The organism is Acidovorax sp. 59 (assembly GCF_002754175.1).
Classification (GTDB): Bacteria; Pseudomonadota; Gammaproteobacteria; order Burkholderiales; family Burkholderiaceae_C; genus Acidovorax; species Acidovorax delafieldii.
This window is the reverse complement of sequence record NZ_PEET01000001.1, coordinates 3,279,798-3,302,143: the sequence shown is the minus strand read 5'-3', so window position 1 is coordinate 3,302,143 and position 22,346 is coordinate 3,279,798. Positions and strand designations below refer to the sequence as shown.

General features: G+C 67.2%; 23 protein-coding genes. 9 read left to right on the top strand and 14 right to left on the bottom strand.

All coding sequences use genetic code 11. The annotated features are described in order from the left end of the window. Nucleotides 1-31 precede the first annotated feature (31 nt). The 3 genes from CLU87_RS15000 to CLU87_RS14990 are packed head-to-tail and all read right to left on the bottom strand — an operon-like array spanning nt 32 to nt 2,864. The gene (locus tag CLU87_RS15000; protein WP_099730966.1) at nt 32-712 is read right to left on the bottom strand and encodes a hypothetical protein; all 681 of its coding nucleotides are present in this window, start codon (nt 710-712) and stop codon (nt 32-34) included. Nucleotides 713-720: 8 nt separating this feature from the next. Next, a complete protein-coding gene (argF, locus tag CLU87_RS14995) occupies nt 721-1,650 on the bottom strand; it encodes an ornithine carbamoyltransferase (protein ID WP_099730965.1) in 930 nt (309 codons plus the stop codon). Nucleotides 1,651-1,667: 17 nt separating this feature from the next. Further along, a complete protein-coding gene (locus tag CLU87_RS14990; protein WP_099730964.1) occupies nt 1,668-2,864 on the bottom strand; it encodes an aspartate aminotransferase family protein in 1,197 nt (398 codons plus the stop codon). Nucleotides 2,865-3,106: 242 nt separating this feature from the next. Between CLU87_RS14990 and CLU87_RS14985 the strand changes: the two genes are divergently transcribed. After that, on the top strand, nt 3,107-3,433 hold the full coding sequence (locus tag CLU87_RS14985; protein ID WP_056066664.1) for a DUF3579 domain-containing protein: 327 nt from the start codon (nt 3,107-3,109) through the stop codon (nt 3,431-3,433). A 250-nt stretch (nt 3,434-3,683) separates the two neighbouring features. Here the strand turns inward: CLU87_RS14985 and rpsT are convergent, their stop codons facing one another. Continuing rightward, nucleotides 3,684-3,983 carry a 30S ribosomal protein S20 gene (rpsT, locus tag CLU87_RS14980; RefSeq protein ID WP_056066666.1) on the bottom strand — a complete coding sequence of 100 codons (300 nt, stop codon included), beginning with the start codon at nt 3,981-3,983 and terminating at the stop codon, nt 3,684-3,686. Between the two features lie 274 nt (nt 3,984-4,257). Between rpsT and murJ the strand changes: the two genes are divergently transcribed. Beyond that, nucleotides 4,258-5,817: a murein biosynthesis integral membrane protein MurJ gene (murJ, locus tag CLU87_RS14975; protein ID WP_099730963.1), complete on the top strand. Its 1,560-nt coding sequence runs from the start codon at nt 4,258-4,260 to the stop codon at nt 5,815-5,817. Between the two features lie 91 nt (nt 5,818-5,908). Next, entirely contained in the window at nt 5,909-6,760 is an 852-nt protein-coding gene (locus CLU87_RS14970; protein ID WP_056066673.1) for a SirB1 family protein, read from the top strand. Between the two features lie 27 nt (nt 6,761-6,787). On the opposite strand, the gene CLU87_RS14965 is transcribed toward CLU87_RS14970, so the two are convergent. Next, nucleotides 6,788-7,633 carry a plasmid replication/partition related protein gene (locus CLU87_RS14965; RefSeq protein WP_099732194.1) on the bottom strand — a complete coding sequence of 282 codons (846 nt, stop codon included), beginning with the start codon at nt 7,631-7,633 and terminating at the stop codon, nt 6,788-6,790. Nucleotides 7,634-7,729: 96 nt separating this feature from the next. Beyond that, nucleotides 7,730-8,770: a transporter gene (locus tag CLU87_RS14960; protein WP_199170836.1), complete on the bottom strand. Its 1,041-nt coding sequence runs from the start codon at nt 8,768-8,770 to the stop codon at nt 7,730-7,732. 149 nt (nt 8,771-8,919) lie between these two features. Here CLU87_RS14960 and ppk2 point away from each other — a divergent pair, with 149 nt between their 5' ends. Further along, nucleotides 8,920-9,834, top strand: coding sequence for a polyphosphate kinase 2 (gene ppk2, locus CLU87_RS14955; RefSeq protein ID WP_099732192.1), 915 nt, complete (start codon nt 8,920-8,922; stop codon nt 9,832-9,834). 31 nt (nt 9,835-9,865) lie between these two features. Here the strand turns inward: ppk2 and CLU87_RS14950 are convergent, their stop codons facing one another. The 5 genes from CLU87_RS14950 to CLU87_RS14930 form a co-directional block, all read right to left on the bottom strand. Further along, nucleotides 9,866-10,255, bottom strand: coding sequence for a response regulator (locus CLU87_RS14950; protein WP_099730962.1), 390 nt, complete (start codon nt 10,253-10,255; stop codon nt 9,866-9,868). Further along, nucleotides 10,252-10,758 (bottom strand): GAF domain-containing protein, encoded by a 507-nt coding sequence (locus tag CLU87_RS14945; RefSeq protein WP_099730961.1) that lies wholly within the window; start codon nt 10,756-10,758, stop codon nt 10,252-10,254. The genes CLU87_RS14950 and CLU87_RS14945 overlap by 4 nt, the downstream gene beginning before the upstream one ends. 92 nt (nt 10,759-10,850) lie before the next feature. Then, nucleotides 10,851-11,846, bottom strand: a complete 996-nt coding sequence (locus CLU87_RS14940) for a GlxA family transcriptional regulator (protein ID WP_099730960.1) — start codon at nt 11,844-11,846, stop codon at nt 10,851-10,853. A 27-nt stretch (nt 11,847-11,873) separates the two neighbouring features. Further along, nucleotides 11,874-12,491, bottom strand: coding sequence for a DJ-1/PfpI family protein (locus CLU87_RS14935; RefSeq protein ID WP_099730959.1), 618 nt, complete (start codon nt 12,489-12,491; stop codon nt 11,874-11,876). After that, nucleotides 12,488-13,048 carry a cysteine hydrolase family protein gene (locus CLU87_RS14930; RefSeq protein WP_099730958.1) on the bottom strand — a complete coding sequence of 187 codons (561 nt, stop codon included), beginning with the start codon at nt 13,046-13,048 and terminating at the stop codon, nt 12,488-12,490. The genes CLU87_RS14935 and CLU87_RS14930 overlap by 4 nt, the downstream gene beginning before the upstream one ends. A 324-nt stretch (nt 13,049-13,372) precedes the next feature. On the opposite strand from CLU87_RS14930, the gene CLU87_RS14925 reads away from it, so the two are divergent. Continuing rightward, entirely contained in the window at nt 13,373-14,494 is a 1,122-nt protein-coding gene (locus CLU87_RS14925; RefSeq protein WP_099730957.1) for a PHB depolymerase family esterase, read from the top strand. A 105-nt stretch (nt 14,495-14,599) separates the two neighbouring features. Here CLU87_RS14925 and CLU87_RS14920 read toward each other — a convergent pair whose 3' ends face one another. The 3 genes from CLU87_RS14920 to CLU87_RS14910 form a co-directional block, all read right to left on the bottom strand. Beyond that, nucleotides 14,600-15,700 (bottom strand): AI-2E family transporter, encoded by a 1,101-nt coding sequence (locus tag CLU87_RS14920; protein ID WP_056066692.1) that lies wholly within the window; start codon nt 15,698-15,700, stop codon nt 14,600-14,602. Nucleotides 15,701-15,733: 33 nt separating this feature from the next. Then, nucleotides 15,734-16,783 (bottom strand): phosphoribosylformylglycinamidine cyclo-ligase, encoded by a 1,050-nt coding sequence (gene purM, locus CLU87_RS14915; protein WP_056066695.1) that lies wholly within the window; start codon nt 16,781-16,783, stop codon nt 15,734-15,736. A gap of 77 nt (nt 16,784-16,860) precedes the next feature. Continuing rightward, on the bottom strand, nt 16,861-18,078 hold the full coding sequence (locus tag CLU87_RS14910; RefSeq protein ID WP_099730956.1) for an MFS transporter: 1,218 nt from the start codon (nt 18,076-18,078) through the stop codon (nt 16,861-16,863). A 268-nt stretch (nt 18,079-18,346) separates the two neighbouring features. On the opposite strand from CLU87_RS14910, the gene hda reads away from it, so the two are divergent. The 4 genes from hda (at nt 18,347) to folK (ending at nt 22,080) form a co-directional block, all read left to right on the top strand. Beyond that, nucleotides 18,347-19,045: a DnaA regulatory inactivator Hda gene (gene hda / locus CLU87_RS14905; RefSeq protein WP_056066700.1), complete on the top strand. Its 699-nt coding sequence runs from the start codon at nt 18,347-18,349 to the stop codon at nt 19,043-19,045. 179 nt (nt 19,046-19,224) lie between these two features. Beyond that, nucleotides 19,225-19,929, top strand: a complete 705-nt coding sequence (locus CLU87_RS14900) for an HAD family phosphatase (protein ID WP_225581034.1) — start codon at nt 19,225-19,227, stop codon at nt 19,927-19,929. 37 nt (nt 19,930-19,966) lie between these two features. After that, the gene (gene pcnB / locus CLU87_RS14895) at nt 19,967-21,556 is read left to right on the top strand and encodes a polynucleotide adenylyltransferase PcnB (RefSeq protein WP_056066705.1); all 1,590 of its coding nucleotides are present in this window, start codon (nt 19,967-19,969) and stop codon (nt 21,554-21,556) included. After that, entirely contained in the window at nt 21,553-22,080 is a 528-nt protein-coding gene (gene folK / locus CLU87_RS14890; protein ID WP_233193795.1) for a 2-amino-4-hydroxy-6-hydroxymethyldihydropteridine diphosphokinase, read from the top strand. The genes pcnB and folK overlap by 4 nt, the downstream gene beginning before the upstream one ends. Nucleotides 22,081-22,346 lie beyond the last annotated feature (266 nt).

Genomic DNA, 22,346 nt, shown 5'->3' with positions numbered 1-22,346 from the left:
TGGCGCTACAAGCCGTTTTGACTCAAATTGTCTACTGGTACAGCTGGCCTTGGCCCAGCGCGCTCAACGCCTGTTGCAGGTTGACGCGCGCCTGGGTCTCGTAGCGCTGCGCAAAGTAGGCTGTGCCATAGATGTGCGGGCGGTTCAGAAAGCCTCGCAGCACTGCGCTGCGCCCCGCCACATAGCGCGGCCAGCGCACAAAAATGTATTCACGCCGCACGTTGCGTTCGAACTGTCGGTACACCGCGTCACTCTGGCCCAGGATGGCGAGGTCGATGTCCACCACCCACAGCGCATCGCCGGTGAGCGGGCCCGGGGTGTGGCGGGTGTCCATCACATGCTGGTGCACGGTTTCGGCCAGCGTGGTGGGCAGCCCTTGGCCCAGCAGGAACTGTCGCGCCCAGTCGGCGCTGCGCGCCTCGTTGTGTCCGCTCCACGGCCAGTAGATGGCGTCGTGGTACCACAGGGCGAGGGCCGCAGCATGGGGGTTGTGAAGCGCTCCGGGCTGCTGGTCCTGCACTGCCTGGAGGTGCCGCAGGCAGGCCCGCAGATGCGTGGTGTCGTGGTAGGCGCGGGGCCAGCGGGCCCAGCTGCGCAGCAGGCGCCTGCCCTCGGCCCGCCAAGCGGGCGTGTCGCGCCCCAGCGTTTGGCCCAGGGCCTGCCAGTGCGCCAGCAATTCGGCGCTGTGAGCGGGCTGGCGGCGCCAGGGCATGGGGGCTTTTAGGCCAGTTTGCCCAGCAGCAGGTACTCCATCAGTGCCTTCTGCACGTGCATCCTGTTCTCTGCCTCATCCCACACCACCGACTGCGGCCCGTCGATCACATCCGCCTCGACCTCCTCGCCCCGGTGCGCGGGCAGGCAGTGCATGAAGAGGGCGTCGGGCTGGGCCGCAGCCATCATTTCGGTGTCCACGCACCAGTCGGCAAAGGCCTTCTTGCGCGCTTCGTTCTCGGCTTCGTAGCCCATGCTGGTCCACACATCGGTGGTGACCAGGTCGGCGCCCCGGCAGGCTTCCATGGGGTTGCTGAAGAATTGATAGCTGTCAGCGCTAATTCCACCGGCGCCAGCGGCCAATTTCTCGTCCACTTCGTAGCCGCGCGGGGTGCTCACATGCACCTTGAAGCCCAGCAGCGACGCCGCCTGCAGCCAGGTGTTGGCCATGTTGTTGCCGTCGCCCACCCAGGCCACCGTCTTGCCCTGGATGGAGCCCCGGTGCTCGATGTAGGTAAAGATGTCCGCCAGGATCTGGCAGGGGTGGTATTCGTTGGTCAGGCCGTTGATGACGGGCACGCGCGAGTTGGCGGCAAAACGCTCGATCTTGGCCTGCTCATACGTGCGAATCATCACCAGGTCGGTCATGCGGCTGATGACCTTGGCGCTGTCCTCGATGGGTTCGGCGCGGCCCAGCTGGCTGTCGCCCGTGGTCAGGTGCACCACACTGCCGCCGAGCTGGTACATGCCCGCCTCAAAGCTCACGCGCGTGCGGGTGCTGGCCTTCTCGAAGATCATGGCCAGCGTGCGGTCCACCAGCGGGTGGTGCTTTTCGTAGGCCTTGAACTTCTTCTTGATGAGCGCGGCGCGCTCGAACAGGTAGGCGTATTCGTCGGCGGAGAGGTCGGTGAACTGCAGGTAATGTTTCAGCGTCGTCATGGCAGTGGGGCTATTCTTCATTCAGCCAGGATGGCTTTGACCAGCGGGGTCAGCTTGGCGACGATTTCGTCGGCTTCGGCGGTGGTGAGGATCAGCGGCGGCACCAGGCGGATCACGCTGTCGGCCGTCACCGACAGCAAGAGGCCTGCCTCGGCCGCACGGCCGATCAGGGCGCCGCAGGGCTTGTTCAGCTCGATGCCCAGCATCAGGCCCTGGCCCCGGATCTCCTTCACACCGGGCAGGCCGCCCAGCTCGCGCTGCAGTGCCGCCTTGAGGTGCTCACCCACCGTGGTGGCATTTTGCAGCAGGCCGTCTTCTTCCATGATGCGAATGGTTTCGACCCCGGCGCGCATGGCCAGCGGGTTGCCGCCAAAGGTGGTGCCGTGGTTGCCGGGCTGCAGCACGTTGGCGGCCTTGGGGCCGGCCACCACCGCGCCAATCGGCACGCCCGAGCCCAGGCCCTTGGCCAGGGGCATCACGTCGGGCACGATGCCGGCCAACTGGTGGGCAAACCACTTGCCGGTGCGGCCCATGCCGCACTGCACTTCGTCAATCATCATCAGCCAGCCGCGCTCGTCGCACAGCTTGCGCAGCTGCTGCAGGTATTCCACGCGCATGGGGTTGATGCCGCCCTCGCCCTGGATGGTCTCGAAGAACACGGCCACCACGTTGGGGTTGCCTTCGGTGGCTTGCTTGATGGCTTCGATGTCGTTGAGCGGCACGCGCACAAAACCCTCGACCAGCGGGCCGAAGCCGCTGTAGATCTTGGGGTTGCCGGTGGCCGACATGGTGGCAATCGAACGGCCGTGGAAGGCCTTTTCGTAAACCACGATCTCGGGCTTGGCGATGCCCTTGTCCACGCCGAACTTGCGTGCAATCTTCAGGGCCGCCTCGTTGGCCTCCAGGCCCGAGTTGCAGAAGAACACGTTGGTCATGCCCGACAGCTCCACCAGCTTGGCGGCCAGCTGCTCCTGCAGGGGCGAGTGGTAGTAGTTGGAGGTGTGGATCAGCTTGGTGATCTGGTCCTGCAGCGCGGGCACCAGCTTGGCATGGTTGTGGCCCAGTGTGTTCACGGCAATGCCGCCCAGGCCGTCCAGGTATTCCTTGCCGTTCACGTCCCACACGCGGCTGCCTTGCCCACGGGCCAGCGCGATGGGTACGCGGCCATAGGTGTTCATCACGTGGGGCGAAGCTGCCGGGATGGAAGCGGTCATGCGGAAATCTCCAGACGGTACGGTGGCGAAAAAGCGAGTCACGATTCTAGGGGGAGCAGGGGTGCGGTCTGTTGACGATTGCGCATCACTGCAATGCCGGGCTCTTACCCTCTTCGGGGTGCCTATGTGTAGCGCGCCGGAGGGATTAGGGAGCTAGCTCTTATATAAGAGTTAGAATGTCGCGTTGCGGTGCAACATGCAGTGATCCTGCGTCTGTGCCCTCACTACCACTCCAATCCCCGATGGTTTCCCCCTCCTCCAAAGAAGTCTTCATCCAGGGCATCACCCATGACGGGAAAACCTTTCGTCCCAGCGACTGGGCCGAGCGGCTGGCCGGGGTGATGAGCAGCTTTCGACCCGGTGGAGCCCGGCCAGGCAGCCATCTGAGCTATTCGCCCTGGTGCATTCCCACCACGCTCAATGGCGTGAAATGTGTGGTCGTACACCGCGACCTGCAGGGGCACGAGCCCATGGCCTGGGACTTCGTGATCAATTTCGCCCGCGACAACAACCTGCAGGTGGCCGAGGCCTGCCTGCTGCCCGACCCGCCTCCTCCCGCCAAGCCCTGACCGGCCACAGTCTGGCTTCCGGCGCTGCCTGCCGTGTCGGGCCCGAGGCCTCACTGCGCAGGGGCATGCCCGCCCGGCAGCCAGCGGGCACTCCCCATCTACCCTTTGATGCGCTTCAGGCTGCCTGGCGCAGTTCTGAACCCCCAACGAAAAAACCGCCCGAAGGCGGTTTGTTCGTTTTTTTGCTGGCAGCGCACCCGTTACAAACGGCGAACGGCAGGTGCCGTTCGGGCTGTTTGCCTGAAGTGGGTCAGGCGGCCGTTGCCAGGGCTTTCACCTTGGCAGACAGACGGCTCTTGTCGCGAGCAGCCTTGTTCTTGTGGAAGATGCCCTTGTCAGCCACGGTGTCCACCACGGCTTGCATCTTGGCGAACAGTTCGGTCGCCTTGGTCTTGTCGCCAGCCAGAACAGCCTTTTCGACGTTCTTGACAGCGGTACGGTATTTGGAACGCAGCGAGGTGTTAGCAGCGTTGATCTTGACGTCCTGACGGACGCGCTTGCGGCCCGACGCCAGGCGTGGGTTCTTCTTCTTGGGTTTTGCGGATGCCATTGTTTAGTTCCTTGGGTCTGTGGATGATGCCAGCAAAGCCAGCGATTATAGCCCAGAGCAGCGCCTGTATCCACCCCTGTGCCCGAACCGGCGGAATGCCATCGCCAGCGCGCCGGTGGCGCCTAGCTCTGTCAGTGCAACATGTGCATCGCCCTTGACGGCTGAGGGGCACGACTTTGAGCCTGCCTGCGCAGGCTTGGACGGTCTGAAAAGCTGCCGCCTGTGGCAGCTGTACCGAGGCGCGAAGCGGCGCAGGGGGAATACACTCCTCGCGGTGTCACTGTTCAAAGCCGCCTCCACCGTCTCCCTCTTGACCCTCGTCTCCCGCATCACCGGGCTGGTGCGCGAGTTGCTCATGGCCTCCGTGTTCGGGGTCAGTGCCATGACCGACGCCTTCAATGTGGCGTTCCGCATTCCCAACCTGTTCCGCCGGGTGCTGGGCGAGGGCGCTTTCAGCCAGGCTTTTGTGCCGGTGCTGGCTGCCACCCGGGCCGAGGACGGCGACGAGGGCGCCAAGGCGCTGATCGACCACGTGGGCACCTTGCTGGCCTGGACGCTGGTGCTGCTGTGCATCGCGGGCGTGCTGGGTGCGCCCTGGATGGTGTGGGCCATGGCCAGTGGGCTCCAGCCCCAGGGGTTTGACGCCGCCGTCACGATGACCCGCTGGATGTTCCCGTACATCGGCTTCATGTCGCTGGTGGCGCTGGCGGGGGGCATTCTCAACACCTGGAAAAAGTTTGCGGTGCCTGCCGCCTCGCCGGTGCTGCTCAACATCGCGCTCATCCTGTCCATCACGCTGGGCGCGCCCTTGTTTGCGCGCTATGGCATCGAGCCCATCTATGCCCAGGCGGCGGGCGTGATGCTGGGTGGCCTGCTGCAACTGGGCATCCAGGTGCCTGCGCTGCTGCGCCTGGGGCTGCTGCCCCGCATTGGCGTGCGCTGGTCCGCCATCCGCGCGGCGTGGGCGGACCCGACCACCCGCAAGGTGGCGCGCCTGATGCTGCCCGCCTTGCTGGGGGTGAGCGTGGCGCAGGTTTCGCTGCTCATCAATACGCAGATTGCCTCGCACCTGGCCACTGGCAGCGTGAGCTGGATCACCTATGCCGACCGCCTGATGGAGCTGCCCACCGCCTTGCTGGGCGTGGCGCTGGGCGTGGTGCTGATGCCGCAGCTGGCCAGTGCCCGCGCCAAGCAGGACGACGAACGCTATTCGGCCATGCTCGACTGGGGGCTGCGGCTGGTGGTGGTGCTGTCGGTACCCTGCATGGTGGCGCTGCTGGTGTTTGCCAAGCCCCTGGTGGCCGTGCTCTACCACTACGGCGCCTTTGCCGACCGGGACGTGCAGCAGACCACGCTGGCCCTGGCGGGCTACGGGGTTGGCATTGTGGGCATCGTGGCCATCAAGGTGCTGGCGCCGGGCTACTTTGCCAAGCACGACATGCGCACACCCATGCTGATTGCCGTGGCGGTGCTGGTGCTCACACAGGTGATGAACTTTGTGCTGGTGCCCTATTTGCAGCATGCGGCGCTGACGCTGTCGATTGGCGTGGGGGCGGTCATCAACGCTACCTGGCTGCTGGTGGGGCTGCTGCGGCGCGGCAGCTACCGGCCCTTGCCCGGATGGGGGCGGTTTGCCTTGCAGGTGGTGGCGGCCAGCGCCTTGCTGGCAGTGCTGCTGGCGTGGGGTGCCCAGCATTTCGACTGGGTGGAAATGAAGGCGCAGCGCCTGCAGCGCATCGGCCTGCTGGCCGCGATGATGGCTGCAGCCGCAGTGCTGTACTTTGGCGCCCTGTGGGCGGCCGGCCTGAAGCTGCGCCAGCTGCTGCGCCGCTGAATATCTGCGGCAGGCCTGGACCCCGAAATACCCCGCAAAGCCCGCTCTTCTGTGGCTTGACGCCATGGCGACGGCCCCGTACAAAGCTGCCATGTCCTTGAGCCTTTCCGTGCCCACCTCGCTGGAGTACTTTGCATCGCTGGTGCAGAGCGACGACCACTTTCCGCTGCTCGAAGCCGCCGCCAGCCTCGCGCAGGATGAATACCCCGAGTTCGACGTGCAGCAACTGCTGGGCGATGTGGACCAGCTGCAGGCCCGTATCAAGCGCCGCCTGCCTGCCGATGCGCCGGCGCTTCAGCGGCTGCGCACGCTCAACCAGTTCTTTTTTGCCGACCTGGGTTTTGGCGGCAACATCAACAACTACTACGACCCAGAGAACAGCTACCTCAACGCCGTGCTGCGCACGCGCCGGGGCATTCCCATCAGCCTGGCTGTGCTGTGGATGGAGCTGGCCCAAGGTCTGGGCTTGCATGCGCGGGGCATTGCGTTCCCGGGGCACTTCATGGTCAAGGTGCTGCTGCCCAAGGGCCAGGTGGTGCTGGACCCGATCTCGGGCCAGTCGCTCAGCCGCGAGGAGCTGGCCGAGCGGCTGGAGCCCTACAAGCGCCGCAATGGTCTGGTGGACGACTACGACGTACCGCTCGGCCTGTATCTGCAGGCCGCCACACCGCGCGACATCATTGCGCGCATGCTGCGCAACCTCAAGGAGGTGCACCGCACCCAGCAGGACTGGCAACGGCTGGTCGCCGTGCTGGACCGGTTGATCGTGTTGTTGCCCGAGGCCTGGGGCGAGCGCCGCGACCGGGGGCTGGCGCACGCCGAGCGTGGCAACACAGCCGAGGCCGTGGCCGACCTGGAGGCCTATCTGGCCCACAGCGAAGACGGGCTGGATCTCGACCTCATCGCCGACCGGCTGAGCGCGCTGCGCAACGCCAACGGCTGATGTCCGGCGCCTGACTCAAAAATAGTTCTAGAACGGCGTGCTGTCTGCAGGCAGCGCTGCCTGCAGCTGCGCCACCTGGCGGCGCAGCTCGGTGTTCTCCGCCGTCAGTTCCGCCACACGGATGCGCAGTGTGTGCAACTCGTCGCTGGCTGGAGCGGAGTCCGTGGGGGTGTCTGCCGGGCTACCTTCTGCCGGAGCCTCCTCGCGCGGCTTGCGCTTGTTGAGTTCGCGCACGCGTTTGGCCGCCTGCTTGAGTTCGTCCTTGCCGGCCACGGCCGCTGCCACCTGTTCCTCGGCGGGCAGAGTAGCCACAGCGGCTGCGGCGTTGATGGAGATGGTGCCGGACTTCACAGCGGCCACCAGCTCGGGGGCCGCCTGTTTCTGGATCTTTTCGATCATCACCACCTGGCTGCTGCTCAGCCGCGCAGCCTTGGCAATGGCCTCGCGGCTGCTCAAAGGGTCGGGGGCGGGCAGGGTGGCGGCTGCCTCGGGCACGTCAGCCGTGGGGGTGGCTTCGGCGGTCTCTGTGGAGGTGGCTGCGCGCGCCTTGCGCTCGGCCATGATCTCGCGCTTGCGCAGGGCGAGCACGCCGCGCTGGAAATCCGACACGCTACGGCGGCCCAGGTGCTGGTCGATCATCCACAGGTGCACGTCTTCCATCGACTGAAAGCGCGGGTTCTGCACGGTCTGGAACGGCAGGCCATGTTTTTGGCAGATGCCGTAGCGGTTGTGCCCGTCCACCAGCACATCGCCCCACAGCACCAGTGCGTCGCGGCAGCCTTCGGTGAGGATGCTGCGTTCCAGCGCGTCGTGTTCGTCGGGGGTCAGGGGTTCGATGTAGGCTTTGAGTTCTTCGTTGACGACGATGTTCATGGTGGCAGGGGGTCCGGGGAGCTGGGCAAGGGGCGGCATTGTAGTGGGGCTTGCCACCGGGCCTGTCGGGCGATCGAACCTGCCGCACGGTCCCACCTACTGATCGCGCGTGCCTCGCAGGGCCAGCCAGCCCGCAACCGCCGTGAAAGCCGCCACCACGGCCACGATGATCCAGAAGCCGTGGCCGTTGTCGGCCAGCGGCACGCCGCCTACATTCATACCAAACAGGCCGGCCAGAATGTTGATGGGCAAGGCCAGCACGGTCACCACCGTCAGCACAAACAGGCTGCGGCTGTTGGCCTCCTGCACGCTGGCGGCGATTTCTTCCTGCAGCAGCTTGATGCGCTCCTGCAGGCCCTGCATGTCGCGCAGCACCACCGAAAACTCCTCGGTCGAATCGCGCAGCTCCTGTGCATCGTCGGCGCCCATCCACGTGGGCGGGTGCTGCAGCAGGCGAAACAGCGCTGCCGGCTCGGGCGCCAGCAGCCGCTGCAGGCGCACCAGCAAGCGTCGCAACACACCCAGCCGCGCGCGCTTGTGGTCCAGGCGCCCGGCCAGCAGTGCGTCTTCTACATCGTCGATGCGTTGTGTCACGCCCCGCACGATGTCCACCAGGCCCGAGGCCTGGGTGCGCATCAGTTCGGCCAGCAGCGCCACGCTGGAGCAGGGGGCATTGCCGGTGCGCACGGCAGTGCGCAGCACGTCCACCGACCGCAGCGGGCGCGTGCGGCCGGTCACCATCAGGTGTGGCGCCACGCTGGTCCACAGGGTCGCAATGTCCGAAGGCTCGAACGCAAAATCAAAGTGTGCGTCGTTGAGCACGGCAATCAGCGTGTCGTCGTCGCGCTCGATGCGTGTCGAGACCGAGCGGTCCTTGAGCGCATCAAAAAAGGCTTCCGGCAGATGGGCGTGCCGGTCCATCCAGCGCACCGCCTGCGCGTGGCTCAGGTTGAAGTGCAGCCACAGAAACTGCCCTAACGGCGCGGCGCCTGCCTGCAGGTCGGCCAGCCATTGCGCGGCCTGGGCCGAATCCACCTCCTGCGGCGCGGTGTCGGTACCCAGCAGGTAACCGCAGATCAGCCCGGCGGCATCTCCGCCGTAGTTCAGGCTGGCGTTGGGGGCGAGGGGATGGGACAAAGCGGCGGGGTGGTCTGCGGGCGGCACGGCCTCGCATGCTGGCCTCTGGGCATGACAGCGTTGTGACAGATCACACCCGTGTCATGGCGCTGTCACTGCAGCGGTCCACCATCGCGCATCTGATTTGCACTACCGCCGGATGCTTGCCCATGTTCTACAACAACGCCCTTGACACGCAGGAGCTGATGCAACGCATCGCCAACGACCTCATCGACAGCTACGACGAAGAGCTGGAACTGGAGATCGAAGACCGCGAGGTCGATGACATCGGCGCCCCCAGCCCTGGCGACAAGCTGGCGCGCCAGCAATACTTCAAGGACCTGTTCCGCCTGCAGGGCGAGCTGGTCAAGCTGCAGGACTGGGTGCAGCACAGCCGCCAGAAGGTGGTGATCCTGTTCGAGGGGCGCGATGCGGCGGGCAAGGGGGGCGTCATCAAGCGCATCACGCAGCGCCTGAACCCCCGTGTGGCCAGGGTGGCGGCACTGCCCGCACCCAACGACCGAGAGCGCACGCAGTGGTACTTTCAGCGCTATGTAGCGCACCTGCCTGCGGCGGGCGAGATGGTGCTGTTTGACCGCAGCTGGTACAACCGCGCGGGCGTTGAGCGGGTGATGGGCTTTTGCACCGACGACGAATACGAAGAGTTCTTCCGCACCGTGCCCGAGTTTGAAAAGATGCTGGTGCGTTCGGGTATCACGCTGGTCAAATACTGGTTCTCCATCACCGATGAAGAGCAGCATCTGCGCTTTCTGGGCCGTATTCATGACCCGCTCAAGCAGTGGAAGCTCAGCCCCATGGATCTGGAAAGCCGCGTGCGCTGGGAGGCCTACACCAAGGCCAAGGAAACGATGCTGGAGCGCACCCACATCCCTGAAGCCCCCTGGTGGGTGGTGCAGGCGGTGGACAAGAAAAAGGCGCGCCTGAACTGCATTGCGCACCTGCTGTCTCAGCTGCCCTACCAGGAGGTGCCACACCCGCCCGTGGTGCTGCCCGACCGCGTGCGCAACCCCGAATACCTGCGCCAGCCCGTGCCTGCCAGCATGTACGTGCCAGACGTTTACTGAGGCCGCTGGATCCCTGCGCTCGCGGGCTTGGCTACACGTCCTTCAGCAGTGCAATGGTGGCGATCACATCCCGCACCTTGAAGGGCTTGATCAGCACCCGCCGCACCTGCAGGGCCTTCATCTTCACGGCGGTGGAGGCATCGACTTGCGTGGTCGTCACCGCCACCGGCACATTGGCATTGACGGCCAGCGTGTCGTTGCGGACCTGTTCCAGCAGCGCGATAGCCTCTTGTTCTTGCTCGTCAATTGAGACGATCACACCCGCAAAGTCCTGGTGTGTCAACCGCTGATGGGCCATGCGCACGCTGTTCACCTGCCGCACGGCGGGCAGGTTCAGTTGACGCGCCGTGGCCACGATGATGCTGCCGGTCAGCGAGCTGGGTTCGATCAGCAGGATGTCCTGGGGGCTGTGGTCGCTCATGGGGCCGAGGCTCCCTGCTGGCGCCGGACCAGCTCTTCCACTGCCAGGTCGCGCAGCGAGCCCAGGATGGCCAGATCGATGTCGTCCAGGGTGCGCGGTTTGTTATCGATCAGGCACAGCGTGCCCACGTTCTGCCCGCCCGGCAGCTTGAGCGGGGCGCCGGCATAGAACTGGATGTGGGGCTCCCGTGTGACCAGCGGGTTGCCAATGAAGCGCTCGTCCTGGTTCACATCGGGCACCACCATGATGTCGTCCTGCAGGATGGCGTGGCCGCAGAACGAGATACCCCGCGAGGTCTCGCACTGGTCCATGCCCACGCGGGACTTGAACCACTGGCGGTCGTCGTCGATGAGCGAAAGCAGCGCCGTGGGCACGTCGAACTCCTGCGCGGCGAAGGCTGTCAGGCGGTCAAACCGCTCCTCGGGGGGCGTGTCCAGAATCAGCAGCTGGCGCAGGGCCTGCAGTCGGTCAGGCTCGTTGGCGGGGCGGGGTGGTTCTTGCATGGTGGCGACCCGGCGGGTGGTGCGGCAAAGGGCTTGATTATCGGCGGGTGCTGGCTTGCGTGCATCGCGCGGCATCACAGCGGACGGGCACCTCAGTGGTTGCGCGCACTGCCCTGTGACGGCGTGCCGCCCCGCCCGAACTGGTGCCAGGCCCGGCGCAGCTGCGTGTCAGAGCTGAAGCCCGCCATCAGCGCGGCCTGTGTCACGTTTTGGCCCGAGCGCAGCGCGGCCTCGGCCGTGGCCAGGCGGATGCGGCGCAGGTACTGCAGCGGGGCAATGCCCGCATGCTCCAGAAACAGCCGTGTCAGATGGCGTGGCGAGGTGTGCGCCACCTCGGCCATCTGCGGCACGCTCCAGTCGGCCTGGGGTTGTTGCCCCACGGCGTCCTGCACGCGGTGCAGGGCCGGGTGCAGGTGGTTGCGGTGGTGCAGAAAGGGCGAAAACTCGGGGTCGTTGGGCCCCCGGCGCAGCGCCACCACCATGGCCTGTGCCACCTGCGCGGCCAGCGCGGGGCCGCAGGTGTCCGAGATGCGGTGCAGCAGCAGGTCGATGCCCGTGGTCACGCCCGCGCTGCTGTACACCGCGCCATCGGCCACAAACACGCGGTTGGCCACCACGTCGCAGCGCGGGTCCACGGCGGCCAGTTCATGAAGGTGCTGGTGGTGCGTGGTGGCGCGGCGCCCCGTCAGCAGGCCGGCGTGGGCGGCCAGCACCGAGCCCGCGCACACGGTGATCAGCTCCAGCTGTCCCGCCACGGGGCGCAGCCCGCGCAGCCAGTGCAGCAGTGCGCGGGCCTCGTCACCGTCCACCGCGATGTGCTGCCCGGCCAGGCCGACCAGCACCACCCAGGCGGGGCTGGGCAGGGTGGCGGGCAGCGGCTCCAGCTGGGTCAGCACGGCGCCGACCGACGAGACAGACTCGGGCGTGGGGCTCACAAAGTGCTGCACAAACCGCTCGGGCTGGCCTTGCTTGGCCAGGGTCTGGTTGGCGATGCGGAGCGCCTCGGCCGGGCCGGCCCAGTCCAGCACCAGGCTGCCCGGCAGCAGGGCGAAATAGACGTGGATGGGAGAGGGGGTCGGGTTCTGCATTGATGGCGTTGAGTGGCTAAAAGCGTTTCATGGCTCAGGGTTCCAGGGCGTGTCCATCTGGCGGGCCGTGCGCTCGGACAGCGCCGCGCCCAGCAGCCGGGTGACCAGGTGCAGGCTCATGTCGATGCCGGCGCTGATGCCGGCCGAGGTCACCAGCGCGCCCCGGTCCACCCATCGCACATTCTCCCGCACGTCGAGCGCGGGGTACTGCGTGCGCAGGTCGGCGGTGTCCTCCCAGTGGGTGGTGGCCGGGCCTTCGGTCAGCACACCGGCTGCGGCCAGGATGAAGGCCCCTGTGCACACCGAGGCCGTGATCTGCGCACGGCCTGCCGCCTGGGCGACCCAGGCGCGGGTGGCAGGGCAGGCCGCAGCGGCATCGACCACACCGCCGGGCACGATCAGCACATCGGGCGCGGTGGCGCTGGCAAAGTCCGCATCGGGCAACACGCGCAAACCCGCCCGTGCGCGCACCGGGTCCAGGCTGCGGGCCACGCACTGCACCACAAACGGTGCAGGCGCGCCGGGATGTTGCCGCTGGTGCATGCGGCTGGCGGTGGTGAAGACCTCATAGGGCCCGCCCAGGTCCAGGGCCTCCACGTCGTCGAACACCAGGATGGCGACCTGCAATGGCTGGGCGCTGCTCATGCGGCCGCCCGGTCCAGCGCCTGTTGCACGGTGCACAGGGTCGCAAAGCGGCCTTGCAGCACGGTGGCGGTGCGGGTCTTGATGTCGGCCGCCGCCAGCACCTGGCCGTCGGGCTGCACCATGTCCCAGGTCAGCGTGGCATCGGTCACGTAGTCCACGTCCCAGCCCAGGTCGGACGCGTGGCGGGTGGTGGTTTCGCAGCATTGTTCGGTGCGGATGCCGCTCACGATCAGGCGCTGGATGCCATGGCGTGTCAGCCACACATCGAGGCCCGTGCCCACCAGCGCGCTGTGGCGCGACTTGGTGAAGGTGGCTGCTGCGTCGAAGGTGGCCAAGCCTTTCAGCGGCCGCACCTGGCCCGAGGCCTGCGAAAACGGGTTCTCGGCGACTTCGGGGCCGTCGCTGTGGAACACACGCAGCACCGGGATACCCTGGGCGACACACCCGTCGATCAGCGCGTTCTGCGCTTGCAGGTAGGCAGGCAGGTCGTGTTCGGTGAAAAAGGGGCGGTGGCGGAACGATTCCTGGACATCAATCACTATCAGACAGGTTTTCATGGTGTGCTCACAGAGGCAGTGGTTTGGATGTGCTTATCTTCGCTGCCCAGCGGCCGACGGTCCGAACTGACGGAGACAGGATTCGATCAATTTCAGCCATCATTCTGTGGCGAATGACGGGCCTGGCTGACGCCCCAGGCCATTTCAGGTGCTGCGCTGGCCCTGTGAAGCGGGTTTTTGAGCCATATCAGCGTTATGCGCCGGTACATATTGCCTTTCAAGCTATCAAAGACATAGCGCTATCCGAGCCATGCGGGAAGCTGTTAAGGTGGCTAGGGTTTTCCCTGATTTTTGAACATCGACCGCCAGACCCCCTGCCCGCCTATGCCCCGCCGCTCCCGCCTGTTCTCGCTGTCGTCCCTGACGCGGGCCTACCAGCGCAATCTCAAGGCCTTCGCGCGGGCTGCGCGGGCCAGCACCCGGCCGGTGCGGGCCAAGGCAGCGTCCAAACTGCGGACAGCGCCGCGCAAGGCGGCGGTTGCCAAGATGCCCTCCACGGCCCGCACACCGCGCCCCGCAGGCAAGCCGGTGCCGTCGCGGGGCGAGTGGATGTCTGGCGTGGCCCCCGGCCCGGCGGGGGCGCGGCGGTTTCATGCCTATGTGCCTGCCGGGCTGGCCCTGCGCCCGGGCGAAAAGCTGCCGCTGCTGGTCATGCTGCACGGCTGCGGCCAGACGGGGCGGGACATTGCCGCCGTGTCGCGCATGAACCGGCTGGCGGCGCGCCATCGGTTTGTGGTGCTGTACCCCGAGCAGGAGCGCATGGCCAACGCCCACGGCTGCTGGAACTGGTTTGAACGCCGCAATGGCCGGGCCGAGGCCGAAGCCGCCACGCTGCTGGCCGCCGTGGACAAGGTGGCGCGCCGCCTGCCGGTGGACCTGGCGCGGGTGGCGGTGGCCGGGTTGTCGGCAGGCGCCAGCATGGCGGTGCTGATGGCGGCGCTTTACCCCCACCGGTTCTGCGCGGTGGCCATGCATTCCGGTGTGGCGCCCGGCACAGCCGAATCCGCCGCCACGGCCCTGGCGGCCATGCATGGCCGCCGCGAGGCCCATCTGCCGGACCCTCCTGCGGTTGCCGCTGCGGTCGCACTGACGGACGCTACCGTGCTGCCCGCCAGCGCCCCTACGGCTTTGCCGCCGCTGCTGATCGTGCATGGCGATGCCGATGGTGTGGTGTCGGTGCGCAACGCGGCGGCGACCGCCTTGTTGTGGGCCGGTGCGTTGGGGGCGCGGGCGGGTGCCATCCGCACCTTGCAGAGGGGCCAGCGCTACCCCATGCGGGTGACCGAGTTCAAGGCCCGGGGCCGTACCGTGGTGGCGCTGCGTGAGGTGGTCGGGCTGGCCCATGCATGGAGCGGCGGCGCCGCGCAGTTGCCCTACAGCGACCCGGCCGGGCCCGATGCGTCGGCGCTCATCTGGGCCTTTGTGGCCCGTCAATTCGCAAAATAATCGAGAAAATGGCCGCAAGCGCCAGTGCTGATTGTGCTTGCTGCTATCAAAAAGTGACTCTTGCGGGTGGCTTCAGGGTGCCCGCAGGCCACTGCCCGGCTGCGGTCACACCAGCCGAGCGGCCACCAGTTCCTTCTTGAGGTAGGCGTAGAACAGCGGCGCCGCCACCAGCCCCGCAGGGCCAAACACAGCCTCGGCCACGAACATCACGCTCAGAAGCTCCCACACGCCCATCTGGGTGCGGCGGCCCACCACCTTGGCGTTGATCACATATTCGGCCTTGTGGATCAGGATCAAAAACCCCAGGCAGGCGGCGGCCGCCAGCGGCGACACCGACAGCCCCACGATGGTGATCACCACGTTGCACACCAGGTTGCCCACGATGGGCACCAGCCCGGCCACGAAGGTGAAGGTGATCAGCACCGGCGTGTAAGGCAGCTGCAGCCCCCACACCGGCAGCACGAACAGCAGGAACAGGGCGGTGAGCAGGGTGTTGAACGCCGCGATCCAGAACTGCGCCGCCACGATCTGGCGGAACGCCTCGCCAAACAGCGTGATGCGCAGCTTGAGCTGCTGGGCCAGCGGGCCGCGCGCCAGCACTGGCGGGCGCACGGCGGCGAGCGCGCCGATGAGCAGGCCCACATAGGCAAACAGCACACCGGCGAGCCAGGCCCGCCCCGCCATGGCCAGCGCACCGGCCTTGGCGCCCAGATAGCTGGCAATGATGCGCTGGATGTCGGCCACGCCCTCGGGCAGGTGGGAGGCCATGTCGGCGGGCAGCTTCAGGCGCAGCTCCAGCACCGTGCGGGCCATGTAGGTGAGCAGTTCCTGGTACTGCTGCGGTGCGCTGACCAGGTAGCCACGCGAATGGGTCAGGCCCAGCGCCAGCAGCGCCAGGGGCAGCAGCATCACCAGACCAGCGGCCGTGACCTGGGCCACGCGCAGGCTGGTGGGGGATGGGGCGGCTTGGCGCTGGATCCGGCCCAGCCCCGCTGCAAACCAGCCCGTGAGCGCCCGGGTGAGCAAAAAGCCCAGGCACACACACAGCAGGCCGGGCAGCAGGCCACGCCACATCACCAGCAGCAGCGCAGCGGCCACCAGCAGATAGCTGGCCACCACGATGCCCTGGTTCAGGGCGCGCGGGGGCAGGGTGGTGGGCGTGGGCTCAGGTTGCGCTGAGGGGGGTGGAGCGGGGCGCTGCGCCATGCGCGTTGAGGGGGCGGTGTTGCTGGCCGGGTATCAGGCCACCACCACGGCAGCGCCTTCGCCACGCGCTGCGATCGTGCCAATCGCGTAGACCTGTTCACCGGCAGCTCGCAGCGTGGCAGCCGTGGCTTCGGCGTTGGCCGCATCCACTACCACCACCATGCCGATGCCGTTGTTGAAGGTGCGGTTCATCTCGATGTCGTCGATGCCTGCCGTCTTCTGCAGCCAGGCGAACAGCTCGGTCTGGGGCCAGCTGCCCTTCTTCAGGTGCGCAGCGGTGCCGTCGGGCAGCACGCGGGGGATGTTCTCCAGCAAACCACCGCCGGTGATGTGGGCCAGGGCCTTGATGGGGTGAGCGGCCAGCGCGGCCAGCACGTTCTTCACGTACAGGCGGGTGGGCTCCATGATGGCCTGCTTGAAGGGCTTGCCGTCCAGCGTGGCGGGCACGGTGCCCTGGCTTTCAGCGCGGTCAATGCACTTGCGCACCAGGGAGAAGCCGTTGGAGTGCACGCCGTGGCTGGCCAGGCCCAGCACCACGTCGCCGGGGGCCACGTCCTTGCCGGTCAGGATCTTGGACTTTTCGACCGCGCCCACGGCAAAGCCGGCCAGGTCGTATTCGCCCGCAGGGTACATGCCGGGCATTTCGGCCGTTTCGCCGCCGATCAGCGCACAACCGGAGAGTTCGCAGCCCTTGGCGATGCCGCCGACCACGGCCGCAGCCGTGTCCACGTCGAGCTTGCCGCAGGCAAAGTAGTCCAGGAAGAACAGGGGCTCGGCGCCTTGCACCAGCACGTCGTTCACGCTCATGGCCACCAGGTCGATGCCCACGGTGTCGTGCATGTTCCATTCAAACGCCAGCTTGAGCTTGGTGCCCACGCCATCGGTGCCAGAGACCAGCACGGGCTCCTTGTAGCGCTTGGGCACTTCAAACAGCGCGCCAAAGCCGCCGATGCCCGCCAGCACGCCTTCGCGCATGGTCTTCTTGGCCAGCGGCTTGATGCGCTCGACCAGGGCGTCGCCCGCGTCGATGTCAACGCCGGCGTCTTTGTAGGAGATGGGGGTGGAGGGGGCAGAAGAGCTCATGGGTGGTGTGGTGCTGGTAGGCCCGCCGGGCGGGCTGGAATCCGGGGATTTTAAGGGGCACGCCCTGACGCACTTTCTCAGCCCTGTGTGGCAGGGGGCTTTGGGGCGCGGCCGTGCCGGGCAGATTGCACCAGCACACCCGCCAGCGCGAGCGTGGCAAACAGGATTCCGGCGCCAAACGTGGCGCTGGCGCCCAGCCGGTCCCACAGCAGGCCTGCCAGGCCGCTGGCCACCAGCAGCGCCACGCCGCTGACCAGGTTGAACATGCCAAACGCCGTGCCCCGCAGGTCGGCTGGTGCGGTGTCGGCCACCATGGTGGCCAGCAGCCCTTGCGTCATGGCCATGTGCAGGCCCCACAGCGCAATCCCCAGCCAGGCGGCGGCGCCCCGGTCGCTGAGGGCCAGCAGCGCATCGGCAGCGATCAGCGCCACCAGCCCCCAGGCCAGCAGCGTGGTGTGGCGGGTGCTGTCTGCCAGTTTGCCCAGCGGGTAGGCGCCCAGTGCAAACACCACGTTCATCAGCACCAGCACCAGGGGCGTCCACGCCAGCGGCAGGCCACCCTGTTGCACGCGCAGCACCAGAAACGCCTCGCTGAAGCGTGCCAGCGTGAACACGGCGCCCAGCGCCACCACCCACCAGTAGGCGCCACCCAGGCGGCGCAGGTTCTCGCGGCGGATGGGGTTGGTGCGCACGGCGCTGGAGGCGCGCTCGGGCTCGCGCACGCCCACCAGGAGCAGTGCCACGCACAGGGCGGCCGGAATCACGGCCATCCAGAACACGGCGCGGAAGTCATTGGCCCACAGCAGCATCAGCCCCATGGCCAGCAGTGGGCCCAGAAAGGCGCCCACGGTGTCCAGGGACTGCCGCAGCCCGAATGCCGCGCCCCGCATGCCGGGCGGCGCAAGGTCGGCCACCAGCGCGTCGCGCGGCGCGCCGCGTATGCCCTTGCCCACCCGGTCCAGCAGGCGCGCCGTGACCACCAGGCCCACGGTGGGAGCGATGGCAAACAGGGGTTTGGACAGTGCACCGAGCCCATAGCCCAGCACCGCCAGTGGCTTGCGCCGCCCCCACCAGTCGCTCAACACCCCCGAAAACACCTTGAGTACCAGCGCCGTGGCCTCGGCCGCGCCCTCGATCAGGCCCACCGTGAGCATGCTCACGCCCAGCGTGGTGACCAGAAACACCGGCAGCAGGCTGTGGATCATCTCGGACGACACGTCCATCAGCAGGCTGACGAAGCCCAGCGCCCAGATGCTGGCGGGCAGGCGCTTGGCGGGGGCGGCGGGAGGTGGCATGGTGCAAGGCAGGGGACGGTGGTGCCGGGCGGCGGCCCAGGGGGCTGGCAGCAGACTAAAATCGCGGCCATTGTCGCCCAGCCCCTGCGAGGGAGCCGGTCGGTGACCACGCGCCGTATGCCACCTTGTCGCCGCGCCTGGCCGCAGTCATCGACGGCCCGGTGCCTTCCCACCCACTTGTGATGCCGCTGCTGACCCTCTTCCTGACCGCCGCTTTCGCACCTTCCGCCACGGTTCAGCCTGTACTGTGCGGGCGCCGCGCATGACGATGAAGCAACTGGCGCTGGACATCGGCCTGGCCACCGGGCCCACTCTGGAGCGTTTTTTTGCCGGGCCCAACGAGGCCGCGCTGCAGCACCTGCGCCTGGCCGCCGGGGCGGGCAGCAGCGAAGCCACCCGCTCCCCGGTGCCCACCTACCTCTGGGGCGAGCCGGGCAGCGGCAAGACCCATTTGCTCCAGGCCGTGCGCCAGGCCCTGCGCGAGCAGGGCTCCAGCGTGGGCTGGCTCGACCCCTCGGTGGGTGAGCCGCCAGACTTTGACGAGCGCTGGGCCGCCGTGGTCATGGACGACGTGCACCTGTACAGCACCGCCCAGCAGGCCACGGCCTTCAACTGGTTCGTCAATGCCATCAGCCCCGCCAGCGGTAGCCAGCGCTGGGTGCTGGCTGCTGGCGATCTGCCCCCCGCCGACTTGCCGCTGCGCGACGACCTGCGCAGCCGTTTGGGCTGGGGCCATGTGTTCCAGCTGCAACTGCTGGGCGAGGCCGAGCGCCGCGCCGTGCTGCGCCAGGAGGCCGATGCGCGCGGCGTGTTCCTGGGCGACGAAGTCATGGACTACATGCTCAACCGCTTTTCGCGCGACCTGGGCAGCCTGATGCAGCTGCTGGACCAGCTCGACGCCTTTGCCTTGCGCACCCAGCGTGCCATCACGATTCCGCTGCTCAAGACAATGCTCGAGTCGGAATAAAAAATGAGGGACAACCCCCTGAGCGGCTGCGCCGCTTCCCCCTTCTCTCGCTGTGCTGCGCACCGCGGGAAGGAGGACGCCGCCAGCGCGGCGGGGCGGCCCTTGCGCGGCGGCCGCTGGGTTTGGGCAGCGACAGTTTTTGCAACCGCTCGCGCAGCGCAACTTATTGAATGATTGAAATGCAAAGAAGCCGCCTTCGCTTGGCGCTGTTTGACCTGGACCACACGCTGCTGCCGCTCGACTCTGACTACGAGTGGGGCGAGTTCACCATCCGCATCGGCTGGAACGACCCGGTGGAGTTCGCGCGCCGCAACGACGAGTTCTATGCCCACTACCAGGCGGGAACGCTCGATGTGCACGACTACGTGCGTTTTGCGACCGAGGCCGTGCGCCTGCGCGGGCCCGAGGCCGCAGCGGCGGCGCACCAGCAGTTCATGCGCGAGGTCATCACCCCCGCCATCCAGCCCCAGGCGCTCGACCTGATCCGCCAGCATCAGGCAGCGGGCGACGAGGTGGTGATCGTCACTGCCACCAACGAGTTCGTGACCACCCCCATCGCCCAGGCGCTGGGGGTGCCGCAGCTGCTGGCCGTGCAGCTGGTGCGCGACGCCAGCGGCTGGTACACCGGCGAGATTGACGGTATCCCGACCATGCGCGAAGGCAAGGTGCGCCGCATGGAACAATGGCTGGCCGAGCGGCAGCTCAGCTGGGCCGACGTGGAGAGCACCTTCTACAGCGACTCCATGAACGACGTGCCCCTGCTGGAGAAGGTGAACCACCCGGTCGCCACCAACCCCGACCCGCGCCTGCGCGCCCTGGCCCAGGAGCGCGGCTGGCGCATACTGGACCTGTTTGCCGAGCCTGCCAGCCAGACGGCCTCCTGACCCCCTGCGCTCGCAGTCCCCTGATATCTCCCTACCCATGATCAAGAAGTTCATCGACAAACTGCTGGGCAAATCGACGCCCGGGACCTCCGGCGGCAAGCCCCATTTCGGCAAGCGCGAAGAGGTGCCCGCCAGCGTGCACGGCATCAACCCCGAGCTGGTGGACCGCCGCGCCGCCGAGGTGGTGCAGACGCTCAAGGACGCCGGCTTCGAGGCCTACATCGTGGGTGGCGCTGTGCGCGACCTGTTGCTGGGCCTGCGTCCCAAGGACTTTGACGTGGCCACCAACGCCACGCCCGAGCAGGTCAAGGGCCTGTTTCGCCGCGCGTTCATCATCGGCAAGCGCTTTCGCATCGTGCATGTGGTGCACGGCCGGGGCCGCGAGCACGAGGTGATCGAGGTCTCCACCTTCCGCGCCTACCTCGACAATGCCGCAGCGGGTCAGGTGGCTGGCAACGAAAAGACCAGCAAGGCGCAGCTGTCGGGCATGCAGCATGCCGTGGACGCCAGCGGCCGCGTGCTGCGCGACAACGTCTGGGGCCCGCAGGACGAAGACGCGACGCGCCGCGACTTCACCGTGAACGCCATGTACTACGACCCGGTCAGCCAGATCGTGGTCGACTACCACAAGGGTTTGCAGGACGCGAAGAAGAAGACGCTGCGCATGATTGGCGACCCCGCCACGCGCTACCGCGAAGACCCGGTGCGCATCATCCGCGCCGTGCGTTTTGCGGCCAAGCTCAGCCCGCTGGGCTTCAGCATCGATGCCAAGTCGGCCGCGCCGCTGGTGCAGTCGCAGGCCCTGCTGGCCGAGGTGCCTCAAAGCCGCATGTTTGACGAAATGCTCAAGCTGCTGCAGACCGGGCACGCCATCGCCACCATCGAGCAGCTGCGCAAGCTGGGCATGTCCAAGGGCATCTACCCGCTGCTGGACGTGGCCGTGGAGCGCGCCGACACGCCGTTTGTGAAGGCGGCCCTGGTGGACACCGACCGCCGCGTGAACGAAGGCAAGCCTGTGGCCCCCAGCTTCTTGCTGGCCTGCGTGCTGTGGGAAGACGTGCGCAATGGCTGGCAGGAGCGCCTGAACCAGCGCCAACACCCGCTGCCCGCGCTGCAAGAGGCCATCGACGAGGTGTTCGACAAACGCATTGGCGACGTGTCGGGCCGCGGCAAGCTGGCCGCCGACATGCGTGAGATCTGGGTGATGCAGCCGCGTTTTGAAAAGCGCGTGGGCAACACGCCGTTCGGCATGGTCATGCAGCCGCGCTTTCGCGCCGGGTTCGACTTCATGCGCCTGCGCGCCGATGTGGGCGAAGTCGAGGAGGCCCTGGCCGAGTGGTGGCAAGACTTCCAGGCGGCGGACGATGAGCGCCGCGACGACCTGATGGACCAGGCCAAGGAAGAGCAGAAGGCCCGCCAGAAAGCGCAGCCTGTGGTCAAGCGTGTGCCTCGCAGTGCACCTGCTGCGGCACCACGTGCCCCGGGCACCGTCCAAGACACTGACCATGCGGGCGGCGAGACCGAATGGGCCGCCGAAAGTGGCGCGCCCAAGAAGCGCCGCCGTCGTCGCCGCAAGCCCGGTGGTGGTGGCGGCGAAGGTGCAGCACCTGCTGCCGCTGGCGAGTGAGTTGGCCGGACGTGGGGGAGCAGGCTGAGCGGCCCTCTCGGGTCTATGTGGGCCTGGGGGCCAATCTGGGAGAGCGGCAAGCCGCCTTGCGCAAGGCTTTGGCGGCCATGGGTCAATTGCCCGGCACGCGGGTCCTGCGCGTGTCGCCGCTCTATGGCAGCGCACCGGTCGATGCCGGTGGCCCGGACTACCTCAACGCCGTGGCCGAGCTGACAACGACCCTGGCACCTGACGCCCTGCTGGGTGCCCTGCAAGCCATCGAGCTATCTGCCGGCCGCGAGCGCCCCTACCGCAACGCGCCGCGCACGCTGGACCTCGACATTCTGTGGTTTGGCGACCAGGTGATCGACACCCCCACACTCACCGTGCCCCACCCCCGCATGGCCGAGCGCGCGTTCGTGCTGCGCCCCCTGGCCGATCTGGTGCCTGGGCGGGTGGATGCGTCGGCGTTGCAGGCCGTAGCGACTCAGGACATCCACCAGCTGGAAGGCCCGGCTTGGGTGGGCACTTTGGTGGGTGAATAATTTGCTCCTAAATTGGGAGCTTTTTGCGCTTTATAGGTAAGCGCTAGGGCCTGAAAAGGCTTAAGAATAATCCCGTCTGCATTGGCTGTGTGTGCGACAGATGAAACTGACGTGGTCCAACGCCAGTGCCACCGTGGAACCGGCTCCGCCGGGCCTCGGGTGGCGTCTCTCTCGGGGGCTGGGAGGCCGCAGCCCCAAGCCTGCCCGCGCAGGCGTGGACGGCATCGAAGAGGTGCCGCCTCAGGCGGCAGCACCGAGCGGATTGT